General features: G+C 58.6%; 13 protein-coding genes. 2 read left to right on the top strand and 11 right to left on the bottom strand.

The features are described from left to right. Positions 1–45: 45 nt before the first annotated feature. The 3 genes from J7302_RS13500 to J7302_RS13490 form a co-directional block, all read right to left on the bottom strand. Entirely contained in the window at positions 46–834 is a 789-nt protein-coding gene (locus tag J7302_RS13500) for an SDR family NAD(P)-dependent oxidoreductase (protein WP_003454686.1), read from the bottom strand. Positions 835–912: 78 nt separating this feature from the next. After that, positions 913–1,944, bottom strand: a complete 1,032-nt coding sequence (locus J7302_RS13495; protein ID WP_003454685.1) for a hypothetical protein — start codon at positions 1,942–1,944, stop codon at positions 913–915. A 57-nt stretch (positions 1,945–2,001) separates the two neighbouring features. Next, a complete protein-coding gene (locus tag J7302_RS13490; protein WP_003454684.1) occupies positions 2,002–3,282 on the bottom strand; it encodes a cytochrome P450 in 1,281 nt (426 codons plus the stop codon). Between the two features lie 265 nt (positions 3,283–3,547). Here J7302_RS13490 and J7302_RS13485 point away from each other — a divergent pair, with 265 nt between their 5' ends. Continuing rightward, positions 3,548–4,189 (top strand): TetR/AcrR family transcriptional regulator, encoded by a 642-nt coding sequence (locus tag J7302_RS13485; RefSeq protein WP_215375217.1) that lies wholly within the window; start codon positions 3,548–3,550, stop codon positions 4,187–4,189. Between the two features lie 79 nt (positions 4,190–4,268). Here J7302_RS13485 and J7302_RS13480 read toward each other — a convergent pair whose 3' ends face one another. Further along, positions 4,269–5,861: a phytoene desaturase family protein gene (locus J7302_RS13480; RefSeq protein WP_003454682.1), complete on the bottom strand. Its 1,593-nt coding sequence runs from the start codon at positions 5,859–5,861 to the stop codon at positions 4,269–4,271. A gap of 347 nt (positions 5,862–6,208) precedes the next feature. Between J7302_RS13480 and J7302_RS13475 the strand changes: the two genes are divergently transcribed. Then, positions 6,209–7,477 (top strand): multidrug effflux MFS transporter, encoded by a 1,269-nt coding sequence (locus tag J7302_RS13475; RefSeq protein WP_003454681.1) that lies wholly within the window; start codon positions 6,209–6,211, stop codon positions 7,475–7,477. Between the two features lie 328 nt (positions 7,478–7,805). Here the strand turns inward: J7302_RS13475 and J7302_RS13470 are convergent, their stop codons facing one another. The 7 genes from J7302_RS13470 to J7302_RS13440 all read right to left on the bottom strand — a co-directional run bounded on the left by J7302_RS13470 (position 7,806) and on the right by J7302_RS13440 (position 17,387). Further along, positions 7,806–8,624, bottom strand: coding sequence for an SDR family NAD(P)-dependent oxidoreductase (locus J7302_RS13470; protein ID WP_036993574.1), 819 nt, complete (start codon positions 8,622–8,624; stop codon positions 7,806–7,808). A 37-nt stretch (positions 8,625–8,661) separates the two neighbouring features. After that, positions 8,662–9,474, bottom strand: a complete 813-nt coding sequence (locus tag J7302_RS13465; protein ID WP_003454679.1) for an enoyl-CoA hydratase/isomerase family protein — start codon at positions 9,472–9,474, stop codon at positions 8,662–8,664. Continuing rightward, positions 9,471–10,442 carry a VOC family protein gene (locus J7302_RS13460; protein ID WP_003454667.1) on the bottom strand — a complete coding sequence of 324 codons (972 nt, stop codon included), beginning with the start codon at positions 10,440–10,442 and terminating at the stop codon, positions 9,471–9,473. The genes J7302_RS13465 and J7302_RS13460 overlap by 4 nt, the downstream gene beginning before the upstream one ends. 80 nt (positions 10,443–10,522) lie before the next feature. Further along, on the bottom strand, positions 10,523–13,024 hold the full coding sequence (locus J7302_RS13455; RefSeq protein ID WP_003454666.1) for an efflux RND transporter permease subunit: 2,502 nt from the start codon (positions 13,022–13,024) through the stop codon (positions 10,523–10,525). Positions 13,025–13,059: 35 nt separating this feature from the next. Beyond that, positions 13,060–14,205, bottom strand: a complete 1,146-nt coding sequence (locus tag J7302_RS13450) for a WD40/YVTN/BNR-like repeat-containing protein (protein ID WP_003454662.1) — start codon at positions 14,203–14,205, stop codon at positions 13,060–13,062. Between the two features lie 119 nt (positions 14,206–14,324). Continuing rightward, positions 14,325–15,692 (bottom strand): DUF1329 domain-containing protein, encoded by a 1,368-nt coding sequence (locus J7302_RS13445; protein ID WP_003454660.1) that lies wholly within the window; start codon positions 15,690–15,692, stop codon positions 14,325–14,327. A 24-nt stretch (positions 15,693–15,716) separates the two neighbouring features. Beyond that, complete coding sequence (locus J7302_RS13440; protein WP_051050766.1) at positions 15,717–17,387, bottom strand: DUF1302 domain-containing protein; 1,671 nt, start codon at positions 17,385–17,387, stop codon at positions 15,717–15,719. Between the last annotated feature and the right edge of the window lie 307 nt (positions 17,388–17,694).

Raw genomic sequence — 17,694 nt, 5'->3', positions numbered from 1 at the left:
CTCCTATCTCGGCCCACCGTGCCAGTCGGGCCGTACAACCCGGGCTCAATGCCCCTTGAGAATTTCTTCGACCTTCGGCATGGCCACCATGGTGGCGCCCCCGTCAACCAGCAACGAGGTGCCGGTAATGTAGGAGGCCTCGTTGGAGGTCAGGAACAGCGCGGCGTCGGCGATATCGGTCGACTGCCCCAGACGTGGCACGGGGAAGTGCTCGGCCAGACGGTGTGGCACTTCCTCGCCCAGAGACTCGAACATATGGTCGGTGCCGATCAGCCCCGGCTCGATCACATTGACCAGGATGTTCAACGCGCCGAACTCTACGGCCAGCCCGCGGGCAAAGGCGTTCATGAACGCCTTGCTGGAACTGTAGGGAATCAGCGTTGGCGTGTACTTGCGATTGGCCTCACCGGAGGAGATGAAAATGACCCGTCCCTTGTCACTCGCCCTAGAAAGGTAGGGGGCGCAATCCTTAGCGAGCCAGAACAGCGACTGGATATTACTGCGCACCAGATGATCGAAAGTGTCGTCCGCCATCTCGCTAATCAACCCACGCGCCGTATCGGCGGCGCAATGCACCAGGATGTCCAGTGCGCCGAAGCGTTCCATGCCACCCTCGACCATGGCCTTGACAGCCGCGCGGTCGGCGATGTCGCCGCCGACTAGATGGGCCTCGCCTCCCAGCGACGTGATCTGCGCGACGGTTTCCTCGCCATGACGTGGCGTGCGTGCGGACACTACCACTCTGGCCCCCTCCTGCGCATAGGCCAGGGCGATGGCGCGTCCCATGCCACGTCCGGCGCCGGTGACCAGCACCACCTTGTCTTTGAACCTCATTGCCTGCTTCCTCTGGTGTTGTTCTTGTTCGGAAGAACTCCCGCGGCAATCAAGCCGCGGGAAGCTCGTCAGGTTGGGTCAGAGATCCCGGCCCGGCACGTTACGCGCCGAACCGTTGCGCCGGTCCGACTCGCCCCAGCCCAGCCAGTGCGAGGGCTCGCGGGTATCACCCACCCGGCGCCAGCGCCCCTCCTGCTGCGCGGTGATCGGGAAGCCGCCGACGAAGTCAATCATTTCGCCCTTGGGGTCTGGGAGGAATTCCCACTCTTCCTTGCCGTCGAGAACGATCCGCGCCGACTCCAGGAAATAGCTGCCGTCCTTGTGCCGAGTCTGCCCTTCGATGTCGGTGGTGACGCGCACCTCGCCCTTGTCGTTGCTGAAGATCGCGTAGCCTAGGTGGTCATGGCCAACCATGAAGGAGCCGGCGTCCCAACTTCCGTCCTTGTACACGGTGACGAACGACCACCACAGGACATGCTTGTTGTTGTTGACCACCAGGTCCTTCTTGAAGTGGATCGCACCGCCCTCGGCCATGTAGAACTGGTCGAGCGCCATCGCCCCCTTCACCGGCCGGCCTTCGCAGACGCCGGCCAGCTCCCAGAGCTGCGACACATAGAAGGTGCCCCATTCCACCCCCGGCAGATACCACTGCAGGCCAGGGCCGAGCAGGCGGCCCTCCAGCTGGAACAATCCATCTTCCCGCCAGGTCAAGCGCTCGCTGTTGGCTGTGATCTCCCAGCTGTTGCCGGCCTCGCCGGGCTGGTTGGTCCAGCGCACAGTGTCGCCGTCTAGGGTCTGCACCGGCATCGGCGTCAGCGCCTGGAGAGCCATCTTCTCGTGGTCCATGCGCAGGTTGACGCCGTCGACATGGTTGTTCAGGTAGAAGAACTTGGTTGGATTCGGCGTGCCGCCCGGGGCCAACAGAGAACGCACGAACGAATAGATGTTGCCCTCCTCGTCACGCACCGAGCCGAACGGCGCGGACTTGCTCAGTTGCAGCCCAAAGAAGCCGCGACTGCCGCCCATCGCAGCGCCGGTGACCTGGTGCGGGCCGACCAGTTGCTGGAAGCCGAAGTCGCCGCGTTCTGGAATCGTTTTGAAAGCTTTCATGAAAATCGTCTCTTGTCGTTATTGTCGAAATGCACGCAAGGCAAGGGATATTGATGCTCAGTCCCAGATCACCGGGAGCGACGAGGTGCCACGCAACTGCGCGCCCTCGATTACAGGAGCAGGTTGTGTCGGGTCGAGGCGGATATTGGGGAACAAGTCGAGGATGGCGTTGATAGAGCAGTTAATCTCGACCTTGGCGATAAACTGGCCGATGCACATGTGCGGGCCGAAACCGAAGCCGAAGGAAGGCTTGAGCTTGCGGTCGATGTCGAACACCTCGGGATTCTCGAAGGCATCCTCGTCCCGATTAGCGGACACCACCATGCACTGCACGAAGGAGCCCTTCGGAATCTTCACGCCGTGGAACTCTACGTCCCTTGCCGTCTCACGCACCTTGAAGGTAGCCACCGGCTCGTAGCGGGTGGTTTCGTCCATCAGCTTGGGTATCAGAGAGCGATCAGCCTTGACTCGCTCCAACAGTCCCGGTGTGGTGAGTAGCAGAGCCATCACCGAGCCGAACATCCGCGTGGTGGTTTCACCAGCAGCGGGTAGTAACGAACGGGTGAATGTGATCACCTCGTGATCGTCCAGGGTGCGACCTTCGAATTCGGCACGTAGCAGACGACCAATCACGTCGTCGCCTTGACTACCCTCGGCGCGGCGGCGCACCACGACTTCCTGGATAGCGTCATACAGCCCCTTCACCGCGATGCCGGCCCGCTTACGCGCGTCCTCCATCTTCGCTGGATCGATCTGGTTGCCACCGACCATAGCCAGCGCCCAGGCAGCGTACTGCTTGTATTTCGAGGGGTCGTCGGAGGGGAATCCCATCAGGGCGTACATGATGCGGATCGGCAGTTCCAGACCGAACTCCATCAGGTCGGCCTTCTTCTGCGGTACCAGCGGCTTGAGGAACTCCTCACGGATCAGCTCGTCGATCTGCCCACGCCACTTGTTCACGCTCTCAGGCATGAAGGCCGGTTGCAGCAGTGCGCGCACCTTGCGGTGGGGCTCACCGTCCATGGCCAGGATCACCAAGCCGTCGAAGAAGGCGCCCAGGCCCTCGGCGATGAAACCACTAGTGAAAGTGTTGCCGTCGCGCAGCACAGCCATCACGTCTTGGTACTTGAACAGAGCGAAAGTAGGTCGGGTACCCTGCTGGACGCCAGCATTGGTGGGAACACCAAACTGAGCGATAAAGTCCCCTTCGTAAATCGGTGACTTCAGGCGCTGCTCACGGCATACGGCATGGATGTCCAGATTGGTACCACGATAGGTTTCGGAGACAGCGGAGTAGTTATTCTTGAGGTCCAGGGCGGAAGTGCTATTGGTGCTCATGAGATTCAACACTCTGTGGAATTGTTGTTGTTGGAAATCGAGTGACGCCGGCGCGAAGACAGGTCATCAGGATCGCGGTAGCGAGCGTGCGGCTGCGTTTTTCATTTGGAAACACGCCATTTCGCTCACCTCACTGCAAGGAACGGTATCCTTTCGGATCCACCGACTCGGGATACTAACGGGCTGCCCTGTTTCTGCGACCCGATTCGTTTTACCCAGGGTCAAACGAAGTACATCGACCCGTCGTTGTCATAAGGAGGCATGGGTGAAAACTGCCGTGCAGAATGAACCCGGAAAACGCAATACGATCCGCCGCCTGATCGAGGCGGCCCGCCAGGAATTCTCGGAGAAAGGCCTCTCCGGTGTACGCATGGAAGAGGTAGCCAGCGCGGCGGGGGTTACCAAGCAGTTGATTTACCACTACTACGGCTCCAAGGAGGGCCTGTTCGTAGCCGTGCTGGATGAGTGCTCGGAGCGGATCATGTCCGAACTGGTGGGGCTGGAAGTGGATGATCTTGCCCCCTCGGAAGCCATGCGCACCATGCTCAACCACTTCTTCGACCAGTACCGCGAGGACCCCCTGCTAGGTTCCCTGGCCCACGAGGGTATCCACTATCACAACAGCCACCAGACGCCGCGCAACCGCTTCCTGGAGATGGCGCCAGCGTTGATCGACAAGTTCGACAATATTCTGCGCCGCGGCGCCAAGAGCGGCGACTTCAAGCCCGACGTCAACTCTCGCCTGTTTCTCGCCACAGCTGCCTTGGTGACAACCGGCTGGTTTACCAATCGCTATTCGATGTCCACTCTCGCCGGCCTGGATACCACCTCAGAGGAAGGCATGAATACCTGGCGGTCGTACTCGGCCGATTTCATCCTGGCCGGCATCACACTGCGACACGAATAGCTCGCCGACTGAAAATACATCTTGGCAGTCGAACTCCCGCCGTGCGGGAGCTCTGTCGGCAGACCTTGCCTCGTGCCCGTTACTGCCGGGCCTTGGCGAGGAAGCGCTTCACCCTATTGGCAGCCAAACGTCCAGCCATGCCATTGACCCCGCCTCCTGGGTGAATGCCGGCGCTGCCCAGATACAACCCTTCGACCGGCAGCGTGTCGCCACCGAGCCCATAGGCCGGACGCATGGCACTGGAGCGCATGGAGGTGGTGTCGATGTGCACCACGCAGCCGTTCACCGTGTTCAGGCGGGCGGTAAAGTCCGGTGCCGCCTCGATCCAGCGGCCGATGACGTGCCCCTGGATGCCCTCGACGTATTCGGACAACTGCTCGACCACCTGGTCGGCCACTCGCTCCCTGAGTGCGTCCCAGCCCTCGCGCGGGGCGACCGGCATCACCGGTGGGTAGATGTAGAGCACGTCCTGACCCGGCGGCGATTGCGAGGGGTCAACCGAGTTGGGCGCGACCATGGTGATGTACGGTAGGCGCGGCACTTCGCCACGGGAACTGGCAGCGAAGTTCTCCAGTACCGCCTCTTCCGTACCGATCATCAGGCAGGCCTTGCGCAGATCGACGCCGTCGCCCCTAGCCGCCTCGAAACGGGGCACGGAAATCTGCCCGTCAAGCGCTAGGTCGACCTTCAACGGCCCCGAGCCCCTGGCATTGGCCGGTGCCATGGCAATGCGGGTCAGCAGGTTCCTCGGCATTTCCCCGGCACTGACCATCTCCAGCGCGACCTTGGGGTGACAGCCGGCGATGACCGCGCGCGCCGTGAACTCACGCCCGTCGACCAGCCTGACACCTCGGACCTTACCTTGACTGGCGAGGATTTCACCGACGCGGGCCGAGGTCATAACGTGGCCACCCAACTCCTCCAAGCGAGCACGCATGGCATTGCTGAGCTGCTGCATGCCACCGATCACCCGGCCGACACCGAAGCGGTGGAGGAAACCAAGCAGGGCGTAATAAATGCCGCCACCGTCGGCGCTAATGTCACCGGCCAATCCGGTCAGCGCGCACATGGCGGAAATGGTCACCGGGTGCTCGAAGCGCTCCCGCGCGGCCTGATGGGCGGAGCCAGTCATAAGGGCCATCAGCTCGGGCTTCAGCTTGCGGTGCTTGAGCGCGGTGCCCACCACCTTCAGCTTGGTCATGAGGTTGGTCCGCGCCGGATCGACCCGCATCATCGGCAAGGCAATGTCGAGGAACAGATCGATGACCTTCATGAACTCGAGGAACACGTCGGCGTCTTTCGCGCTGTAGCGACGGATTTCCGCAGCCGTCCGTTGCCGATCGCGCCAAAACACTAGCGAGGTACCGTCGGGATGCAGGTAGACGTAGCCCGGCGACAGCTCGATCGACTTGAAACCATGCCGCTCGAGCTCCAACTCACGGGGCACATGGGCATGCACGCGCATGGACATCATATCCATCGCGCAGGGGTGCACTAGATGCTGGGGCGCCTCGGGAATTAGGTAGCCCGATGAAGCCATGCCACCTATCTTGTCCAGCGCCTCGAGCACCAGCACCTTCTTGCCATCCATCCCCAGATAGCAGCCGGCCGACAGACCATTGGTCCCGCCGCCGACGATTATCACATCGTAATCCGTGTTGTAGTTGTTCATGACTTGATTGTTCTTGTTCGTCGCTGTTTATGGTGAGTCCCTGACGGCCCGGCATACCTGCTGCCGAGCAGCTACGCCTTGCTTGAAAGCAGGCAGCGCTTCGGCCCCAGGCCATGCCAGCCGCTCTGGAAGCCCGCCGGGAATGCCACGCTAGCAATAACCGCCGGCGAACAGTTGGGTATCCGTTTTACCGCCGGTAAAAGAAATCGCCACACGCCGGCCTTGCGCCGTATAGCGAAGCATGCGCAGAAACAATCAAGACACTTTTTAATTTTTTGTCTAAAATCACACAAAACCTCCCCCTGGCAACGTGCCACGGTCGACGACGCGACGACGGAAGGCTTCCCTTGATTTCCCCTGCCACGGCAAGACTCCTGCCCATCCTGCTTGCCGGCCTGGCAATGCTGGGTCCGTTCACCATCAACATCTACATGCCCTCCTTCGCGCAGATGAAGGCGGTGTTTGACGTGACGGACATCGAGCTGCAGATCACCCTGTCCCTGTATTTCGCCGCCTTCGCCTTCATGTCGCTCTGGCATGGCGCAATCTCCGACAGCCTGGGACGGCGACCGGTAGTGATAGTCGGCTTGGTGGTGTTCGCGCTGGCATCCGCAGGCGCCGCTGCCGCAACTCGCATCGAGCAGATCTATGTCTGCCGCGTATTGCAAGGCGTCTCCGCTGGAGCCGGCATTGTGATCGGCCGAGCGGTGATTCGGGACCTGTACGAAGGCGCAGCAGCCCAGCGTCTATATGCACTGGTGATCATGTTGTTCGCGCTGGCACCAGCTATAGGGCCGATCGTAGGTGGCTGGCTTCAGGTCCACGCCGGTTGGCGCGCAAGCTTCGGATTCTTGGCAATGTTCAGCACTACATTGCTGGTCCTGGTGATTGCTTTCCTTCCAGAAACACTCCCGCCGTCGAAACGACATTTATTTTCAGGCCACGCTTTGCTGATTGGCTATCGGCAGGTGTTGGCTAACAAACCCTTTGTCCTTTGGGCGATGACCTTTGCCTTGATGTTCGCAGGCTTTTTCATTTACGTGCTGTCTGCACCCGTATTCCTGATGCGACATTTAGGGTTAGCAGAAACCGACTTCATCTGGCTCTTCGGCCCCGCCACTGCAGGAATGATGCTGGGCTCATTTCTGGCCGGCCGGTACGCGACGCGGTTTCCGACTGGCTTCTGCATTGTCACAGGGTTCGCCATTATGGGATTGGGCAGCCTCTGGAACCTTACTGTCAGCTATCTCGCACCTGCAGCATTCGGATGGTATCTACCCTATCTATTCATCTACACACTCGGCATGACGCTGATCCAACCCACCATCACGCTGCTAGGACTAGATTGCGTACCAGATCGGCGTGGCCTGGGCTCTTCATTGCAATTGTTCACCCAGACCGCTTTCAACGCAGTTTTGTCGGCGCTCATCGCCCCCCTCTTCTGGCACACACCACTGATGCTTGCCACGGGTGCGGCACTCGCCTTGGTACTGTCGCTGGGGGGCTTCGCGCTTGCGTGGACACTGTCGGTCAAGCGAAATACAGAGTTCGATGAGAGCCTCAAGGGCAGAGGTTCACTCGCTACACCGATTGGTATCGACGGAAGAATTACCTGATTGATTCTAGCGCGCAGTCACTGCGTCCAGGGGCATTAGGACAGCGATCGTGGCGTCCTGAGATAGTTGCCAACCATAAAAGATACGGCCCGCAATTCGAACCGAATTGGTTACTAGTTGGGCATGTAGGGCAGACGATGTATCAATTGGATGCTTACTGACAGGAGCAGCAAAGGTGCAACTGGTAATGCGCTTGCCGCTTTTGGAGGCGTAGAGCACAGCGACTGCTGTGCCCCACATCCCTGACTCCCGCTCGCGCGCAGACAGGGCACAGTCCCTCCGAATGACCAGATTCGTCCTTGCTGAGGATTGTCACTGGCCTCGCCGACTACATCCCAGTACGGCCCATTTGCTCAAACAGTTTCCGCATTTCCACAAGCGAAGGCGTATGGCTGCTGAAGCCGCCGTCGGCCACAAGCGTTGTCCCGGTGACGAACGAAGACTCGTCGGACGCCAGAAAGGCCACCACGTCAGCAATCTGCCGTGGGGTACCGAGCTCCGGTGTACAGTGATTGTCGCGCATGATGTCCAGCAAGGCGTCCGGCAACGGGTGCTGCGGCGCCAATCCAATCTGCACGGCGTTACCACGAATACCACGCTTGCCGTATTGGGCTGCCACCAGCTTTGGCAGCATCATCAGCGCGGCCTTGGAAGTGGCATACCCCGACAACGACATATCACCCTGCATTCCTAGACCGGACGTGGCAAAGATCACTGAGCCTTTGCTCTGCTCAAGCATCACCGGAACTACATGCTTGGTGCAAAGCACTGCGCCGCGCAAGTTAACCGCAATTGCCCTATCCCATGCCGCCATGTCGAGGTTGCAGAGATCACGGTCGCGCTGACGCTGCTCGGCATCCAGCACCGCAGCGTTGTTGTGCAACACATCGATGCGACCGAATCGCTCCTTGACCCGCGCGACCATCGCATGCACGTCCTCTTCCGATGAAACATCGGTTCGGATACCCAGTGCCTGACTGCCTGCCGAGCGCAAAGATTCCGCCACTGACTCCGCAGCATCGCCGTTGATATCGACCACCGCGATACTAGCCCCGTGTGAGGCTAGTACCCGAGCGCATTCGGCGCCCAGACCGCCCCCGGAACCTGTGATGATTGCAACCCGCCCCGCAAGCTTTCCTGTACTCATGAAACTGCTCTCTTTCGTGACTTAACGGGAGTAAGTGCTATTCGCCGGTGAAACGCGGCTCACGGCGCTCGCTGAATGCTAGAGCAGCTTCCTTCACGTCCTTGGTCGGGGCCAGCAACGCGAACAGATCGAGCTCCAGGTTCAGACCACTTTTCAGATCCAGCTCTAAGGATGCGCGAGCCGCCTGCTTGACGAATGCAGAGGCCGCCGGTGGCTTATTGGCAATTCGCAAGGCGAAGGCAGCCACTTCGGAGAGAAGGGATTCCACGGAGCCGGCCAAGCGACTCACCAAGCCAATCTGCCGCGCCTCCGCGGCGTCCATCCGGTCACCAGTCAGGAGCATGTCCAGTGCCCGTCCAGGCGCAACAACTCGCGATAGGCGCTGAGTACCACCACCACCAGGAATCAGGCCAAGCCCGGTTTCTGGCAGTGCAAAGATTGCGTTCGGCGCGGCGAAGCGAATATCGCAGGCCAATGCCAGCTCCAGACCGCCCCCCATGCAGTACCCGTGGATCGCCGCGATGACGGGTTTGGCCATCGAATCCAGCGACTCGATCCAGCGTGAGCCTTCCATCCGCTGACGAACCTGCAGAGAAGATTCAACACCGCGACGCTCTTTGATATCGGCGCCTGCGCAGAACCCACGCTCCCCTTCCCCACGGATAACAATGACCCGCACCTGAGGATCTTTGTCGAGTTGTGCCAGCGCCTGAGGTACGCCCTGCCGGATGCTATCGTTGATCGCATTTATCTGCCCGGGTCGGGTTAGCACGATCCATCCAACGGCAGCGTCACGTTCAATGCGCACCGCTTCGTTGATGATCTGAGGAAGAGAATCGATAGCACTCATGCGGTGCACTCCTCAAACTCAAAGACCTGACCATCCAATTCTTTCGGATCGATCTTGATCAGCGGCCTCCCCCCAACCGCCTCGGACGACTCGATCCACTCAAAGGCAGTGCCACGCGCGCGCAGGTCCTCAGCCTTGGCGGCCAGATCGTTGACGCCGATGCGAATGTAGTACGGGCCCGGCCCCCAATTGTTCAGGTAGTGGCCAGCGTCAGTGTTCCAGTAGGTCGCTTCGATCACGTCGAGGGTCGCGCTGTTGGCCACCGTGAAGCCCATGCGCGCACGGCGATAGCCTTCTTCGCGCAGATGCTCCACCGGGCCGTTGGGCTCCCAGTCGAGGTTGGCGGAAACCTTGCGCAGAGTTTCATCCAGATCGCGTACCAGGAAGCCGCGGGCGGTCACCCGAACCATTCCACCTGGCGCCAGGTCGCGCGGCTGGGCCGGTGGCAGGGCGTAGGTCTCCGGAGGCATCTGCAGTGGCTCAGTCTCCATTATCTCGATGCACAGGCCACCATCGACCGAGGGCTGATAGTAGGGCTTCTCCGGCGTAGCACCGAGCCACAGGCGGTCGAACGGCATCTCCGGAGTACGCTGCGCCATGCGGAACGGCAGGCGGCGGCGCATCAACTTGTCCACCAGTACGGCAAACTTCTCACGATGCAGGGCAAGGACGATGGAGTGAGTGATCATCGGCCGGTGATGCCCCTGGTAGTCCTTGAGGCTTTCCAGGAAGTCGTGGAACAACGGATCACCGGGATTCGGTTTATCGAGGTGCCATTGAGGCTCAATGCGTGTCGGCGCCACAGCTAATGACTTATGCACACGCAGGAAGTGCGCGATGTAGGGATGGTTATCGAACGCCTGGCGCCAGCGCTCATGCTTGTAGACACCGAGCTTGTCTACCAGCTTCTCCGTCATCCCATCAGGATCCCGAACCATCATGTCGGCACTCATCAACAATTCGAACATCTGACTTCCCTCCAATTGCTAGCCACGGCACAAGCCCGACCGCTGGGATCGGCTGATGCCTTCGTCTGTACGTTGGTTTACTAATGTGCGGTGACCGCTTGGGTATTCACTCGCTTGCCCTGCTCCACAGAGCCTGCGACCTTCTCGCCTCGCGCAGCTTCAGGCGATGTTGCAGTGGTCTTGGGGTTGAGCAGGAAGTGTGACAATGCGGGAATCAGTACCAGCGCCCCGAGCATGTTCCAGAGGAACATGAAGGTCAGCAGTATTCCCATGTCGGCCTGGAACTTGATGGGCGACCAGGCCCAAGTGACGACGCCTGCGGCCATCGTCAAGCCTATGAGCGCCACAACCCTGCCCGTAAAATCGAGCGAGCGCCGGTAGGCCACGGCCAAGCTGCCGCCACGCTCCTGGACAGCCAACTGCACGCTGAGCAAATAGAGCGCGTAGTCGACGCCGACGCCAACGCCTACTGCAATTACTGGCAATGTGGCCACCTTCAAGCCAATACCTAGCCAGACCATCAGCGCCTTGCAGATGATTGTGGTCATAAGGAGCGGAATCAGTGCGACAACAGTGGCCCGCCAACTGCGGAAGGTCAGCAGGCAGAGCAGCGCCGTGGCACCGTATACCGCGAGATACATGGTGACGATGCCCTTCTCAACCTCAATGTTGGTCGCAGCCTCGATGCCGGCGTTACCGGCAGCCAGGAGGAACTCCAACGGCTGCTCAGATTCCGCGGCGGTATTGTGTTGCGCGGCGAAATCTTCGGTGACCTTGAGTACCCGGTTGAGCGTATCGGCCTTATGGTCCGCCAGATAGGCAATAAGCGGGGTCACTGAGCACTTCTGGTTAGTGATACCTGGTGCCGAAATCATTGCGGCATCCACCGACGAGTTGGTGATCGCCTGATCACGACTGATGGTCAGCCACTTACCACTACCCTCAGCCATCCCCGCAGTGATGAAGCGCACCGTTTCGGCAAGTGAGTTAGTGGTCTGTACACCCTCGGTCTGACGCAACTGCCAAGCCAGTTTGTCCATTGTTTGCAACGACTGGTAAAGACGGCAGCTGTCTTCGCTGGTTTTCATAATCACTACGAACTGGTCGCTGGAAAGCCCGTAGTGCGCGGTAATGTAAGCGTTATCACGGTTATAGCGTGATTCTGGGCGTAGCTCCGGAGCCCCCGGATCAAGGTCACCAACCTTGAGATCCAGCATGACCACGCTGCCAATCGCAGTAACACCCAGAGATAGTGCGATCACTGCTGTCGCCCAACGGCGCTCAGTAAACCGATCGAGACCATGCCAGACGTGCCCCAGGAAACCGCGATTCTCCTCGCCAGCGCGATCCTTCTCGATAGCGATACGCGCCGCCTTTTTGCTTACGCCGATATAGGAGAGCGCCACAGGAATCAACAGCAGCTTGGTGAAGATCAACACGGCCACACCAATGCTGGTTGTCAGCGCGAGATCACGAATCACCGGAATATCGATGATTACCAGAACCGCGAACCCAACGATGTTGCACAGCAGGGCCGTTAGCCCTGTGAGGAACAGGCGGCGGAAGGTATAGCGCGCGGCGACATACTTGTGTGTGCCGCGACCGATGTCCTGCAGGATCCCATTCATCTTCTGGGTGCCATGGGAAACACCTATGGCGAAGATCAGGAACGGCACCAAAATCGAGTAAGGGTCCAGTTCATAGCCGAGCAACTGCATCAGACCGAGCAACCAGACCACGCCTGCTACGGCAATGCCGACTAGCAGCAGAGTACTTCTCAGGCAGCGGGTATAGAGATAAACGAACACTGCGGCGATGATCACAGAAGCGCCGAAGAACAACATGACGGCGTAGAGCCCGTCGATCAGATCACCAACCAGCTTGCTGAAACCGACGATGTGGATACCAATCTTGTCGCTCTCCATTGAGCGCAACTGTTCTTCAAGCTGCCTGGAGAATTCGCCATAGTTGAGCGGCTCCCCAGTCTGAGGGTTGGTATCTAGCAGGGGCGCGACGATCATGCTGGAGCGGCCGTCATTGGCCACTAGGCCTCCGATGATGCCGGCGCGAGCAATATTACGACGCAGGGCACTAATCGAGGCTTCGCTCCCGTCGTAGTCGGCAGGCATCACGGCACCACCCTCGACGCCCTCCTCCGTCACCTCTTTCCAGCGAACGATGGGCATCCACAGCGACTTCATCCACGACCGGTCGACGCCGGGAATTAGGTAGAGCGTGTCGTTGACTTTCTGTAAGGCGAGCAGGTAGTCCGGGTTGTAGATATCACCTTGCTTGTTCTCGACCACCACGCGAATGCTATTGCCCAGTCCCGGCAGCTCGCTCTTGTAGGCCAGATAGTTCTTGATGTAAGGGCTGGAGCTCGGAATCATCTTCTCGAAGCTGGCATTGACCTGCAGTCGAGTCGCGAAGAAACCGAGCACCACAGTAGCGAGCAAACAGGCAACGATCACCAGAATGCGGTTGTTAAAGATCACCCGTTCAAAGAACCCGCCGGACGACATGTCAAAGTCCTTGAGGTCCGGAACCACCGGCATTCCGCTGTTGTATTTCTGCTCTACCATTTCTTCATTCTCTTTGGAGGTCTGCGACGGCTGGCTCACTCTGCGCTGGTGATGTCGACAAGCTTGGCGCCGGAGAACTGAGTCACAACCAGCATGCCGGCCTCGCCGGAATAGCTTGCCGCGTAAATTTCGCCGATCTCTGCGGGCTGCAGCGAGGTGATACCGAGGTTGTGCTGATTGAGCGACACCATCTGTCCACCCTGGCTGACGACAAGCAACTCACCGCCCTGCTCCACAACATCGACGATGCTGGATTTCAGCCCGGTCTCGATCTTTTGCCAGTGCAGGGCGTTATCTCGACTGACAAATAAATTGCCGCGCAGGCCATACACCAACAGCAAGCCGTCGAAGGACCTGACGCCGAAATAGGTTCCTGTGTACGGGGTTTCCAGGGTCACGAAGCGCTGTGTCTGGGAATCAAGACGCATCAACAAACCCTGTTCCCCGCTGACATAGAAGACGCCTTCTCGCTCAGCCAGTCCGTACAGATGCATGCGTCGTTCGTTGGAGGTACGGTCGACCCAGGGTTCCCAGGTCGTACCAGCGTCCCGACTGTGCAAGATCATGCCGAATGCACCGACTACGAAGCCGTTGCCGTTATCATCGAACAGCACATCGAGGAAAGGAGCGGCCAACACATCGGGTGTTGCGGAAGTGCTCATCGCAAGATTGATTTCGCGAAGCATGTCGTCAGCTACTTGATCGCCTGCATTGGCGCGACGACCGTACTGATCCTGCAGCAGCGCAAGCACACTGCGCCCATCAAGTTGTACTTTCCAGCTGGCGCCGCCGTCGGCGGTATGTAGCAATACTGAATCGTGACCAACGACCCATCCATTCAACGCATCACTGAAACGCACCTGGACCAAATCGCTGGATACCGGACTGGGCACCTGCCGCCAGGACTTGCCACCATCTTCAGAACGTTGGATAAGACCGCGTGGCCCAACGCTGACCAAGGCTTTGCCAGCTCGAGCAATACCTATCACCGGCGCAGGCATGCGCGAATCAAGGATCTGCGCAGGCTCCCGTAACGAATCGGTGCCCGAGACTTGCTCAGCAAAGGCAGAAACAGGCAGCAGCAGTGAGAACAACAACGCTGTGCTGAACGATCGACGGGGCAATCCCACGATCGCACGACGGAGCAGCGAATGAATTACGTCAAGGCCCGGGCTAATCATTGTTTTTATCCTCAACCGCAGGGTGGGACGCAGCGGGCACTCAACGATGCGCCCTTGCGGCCCATTTCAGCTTACCTGCCCACACGGACCTCCCAGTCCGCGCGGGCAAGCAGCAGATATCAGCGCTGGGTTACCCGCGAGACAATCGCTTCCGGGTTCATCTCACGCTCGCTGTATGCCTTGCTGGAGAACCAGTAGCCACCCTTCAAAGCATCGTTAAGCAACGCCCACATCCCCTTGTTGAAGTCATACACAACGTTCTTCACGTTGTAGGGAATATTCTTGTCGTACAGCTGCACACCACTCAGGAAGATCGAACGATACAGCGCACCGCTCTTGTCCCAGGCGTCATACAGGCCGATGCCGAAAGTGTCTTCGTCCAGGTAGTAGGTGCGTTTGCTGTAGACGTGACGTTGACCCGGTTTGAGTGTGGCCTCGACCACCCAGACACGGTGCAGCTCCCAGCGCTCGCAAGCTGGATTGGCGTGGCTCTTTTGGAATTGCTCGTCCTGCTTGCAATCGAAGTAGAACTTGTAGGCGTTGTAGGGGATATACATTTCCTTACGGCCAATCAGCTTGTAGTCGAAGCGGGATTGGCTACCGGAGAACATCTGGAGCTCATCGAACAGAGTCACGCCACCCTGGCTGGCAACCGGGGTATCGAAGGCGAACTCAGGAGCCAGCTTGACCCTGCGTTGACCCGGGGTGTAGCTGAAAGAGCGCCGTGGCTTGGACGTCGGATCGAGGTAGTCATTCAAAACGATGACTTCTCCAGAGCGCCGCGCGGGAAAATTGTTCAGGGAGAACACACGGGCATACATCTGCGGATCACGATCAGACAGACTGACCTGGTAGTACGGGGTTTCCTCGAAGGTCGCCTGCTCCGCAGTCTTGGTTACCTGACCATTGCTGTCGATCACCCAACTGTTGGACGACTTGGTGGTGGAGTAACCGGGACCGATCTTGTATCGCAGCTGCTGATTCCAGATCACCTCGTTACCATTCTTGGGGATCGGGAACGGCAAGCCACCACGACAGGCTGGATCAACTGCCAAGCCGTCCTTCTGAATCTGGCAACCGGTAGCGTTGCGCAGAGTAGCCTCCACCACTTCCTGTGGATAGGCAGTGGTGCGGTGGCTCGGATAAACATCCATGTACCAGGTATCAGGATTCTTCTTCAGCAGCTCCTTCTGACCTTCACTCAGCTTGTCAGCGTACTGATCTGCATTCTTCGCATCGATCCGGAACAGGGGCTTCTCGTCCTTGAACGGATCAACCCAAAATCCGCTGTCCGGCTTGAAACCGGGCGGAGCCTGGCGGAGGCCGCCTTCGTAGGCAGGAATTGTCCCGTCTGCATTGCCGGCCTGGATAGCTCCCCAAGGCGTCAGCGATTTACCCAGTTCGGCAGCTTCTTCCGAACTGACAGCAGCAAAAGCACATACAGACAGTCCACTTAAGGCAAGGCTCAAAGCGAGTTGGAGTTTCATAGCCAGTCTCCGCTCTTGGAATTATTAAAAGGAGGTTTTGTAAGTGAAGGTCAGCCAGCCACGGTCTGTCCCTCCGACGTTGCCATTGCCGTTGACCATCCTGTCCCCGTTGGCATTGAGCACATTTTTTTCCTGTGCAGAAGTATCGGCGTAGCGCACGCTGAACTCATGCTCCTGCCGATAGGTCATCTTGGCTCCGACAGACCAGGAGAGAGCACCCTCGGCACCTCCACCAGCGCTCGCCGCGTTGCCATGCAGGCCGTAGTTCACGGTGAAGGGCACATCCAGAGTCCATGACGGCAGAATTTCCACGTACTGCGGCGTGTAGTTCACCGCAATGGCGTAGTAATCACGAGTCGAGCATCCATCGGACTTGTTGCCGGATCCAGGAATTCTGGGGGTCCGGAGATCCGTACAGCCGGCGAAGCCTTCGCCTTTGTACAGTTCTTCGTGAGAGGTCACTTTGTCCAAATGACTGTACGCGAACTCAGCCACCAGAGTGGCGTTGTCCGCAATGAAGTTGCGCGGTACGCCATATACAGCGTTCGCCACGAAATGAATGGTGTCACCACGCGGGCCTTCGTCATCCAGAAGGCTCACACCGGTGGCGTTGAGCGCACCGTCCTTTCGATACGAAAGCTCTGCCCCAACTGCGACAGTGGCAATGGCCCTGGAGAAGCTCAGACCATACAGCTTCACGTCACGGGGATAAACCAGCCGGTACTCACCCGCAGCCAAGTTGATCTGAGGGGAAAGCCAAGGTTGATAATCGTCGAACTGGCGATAGTAAGCACCGAACGTTGTCTCAATGGACTCCACATTCAGCTTGGCCATAAGGCCCCAGTTCTCACCGTCCCGGCCGCGCTTCGACGAGACATGATTGAGGTTGAAACCTGGAGCGGCCGGCAGTCGGTCAGGCCCCTCGAAGAACGGGTCGGCAGCACCGAAAAAGGTCCCCCCGTAAGGGAAACGAGTGTTATCCCATTCATAGAAATACTGAGCAGCGACAGACAACGAGTCGGTCACCTGGGCTTTGGCGGAAACCTGACCGATCGGCAAGAAGACTTCCTTGGTCTCGATACCAGGACTGGTAACTGCCTTAACCCCATCCGTCGGAGCCTGCGAATAGGAAACTGCGTGAGCCCCAAACAGTAGGCCTTCACCCCAGAACACTGCGTGGCGACCCGCCTTCAGGTTGACGGGAGTCGCACCGAGACTGAAGTTGGTCCAGAGAAACGCATCAAGGATCTCGCCAGAAGGGCCGTTGGTGTAGCGTGCCACCTCGGAGCTGTAGCGATCCCTGTTGTAGCTGGTTGAGAAGCCGGGAACGTTACTTTCCACGGAGTGGCTGTGATAGGCGTCGTCATACCAGCCGGCGGCACTGACACGTCCACCGAAATCCTGCCGATAGGACAAGTCGAGCTCGGTCAACAGATCGAGGCGATTGGTAACAATGTCGCCCTTATCGAACTTCCCGTCGGACTCATCGAAGTTCGGGTTGTTCATGATCTTCTTGTCCTGATCCTCCATTCGGAAGCCCAGGTTGTAGCGCACCGTATTGTCCCACCGCAGGCGCAGATCCGGATTTCCGACATCGAATTCCATCGCTGCGATCCCGCCACTGCAGCCCATGACTACAAGAGCCAAACTGCTGCGTACAAACGGCCAATCGCCTAGCTGTTTCATCACGTTCATTTGAGATCCTTTTATTTTTATTTTCAGATGCTTAAAAGGGAAAACCACTCCATTCCAGACCAGGCACGCCCAAGGAATGGATCGACCATCTGCACAGGAACTGAGAAACCGTTCCGTTTTGCGTGAAGCCTAGACTAGCCGATAAAACCCACCAATTCCAGATACAGATTGCAATTCCATATACAGAATCGTTACTGCCCTCCCCGTCCTTGTGCACTTCTGCTTGGGTACGCATGCATCCAAGCTGATGCGCGGCTCGACAAATTAAACACATTGCTGTTTTATGTTCAACACAAGCTTTCCCATG

It is taken from the genome of Metapseudomonas boanensis, from assembly GCF_018704125.1.
Lineage (GTDB): Bacteria > Pseudomonadota > Gammaproteobacteria > Pseudomonadales > Pseudomonadaceae > Metapseudomonas > Metapseudomonas boanensis.
Note: the sequence above shows the minus strand (reverse complement) of the source record. Positions and strands in the feature narration are given on the sequence as shown.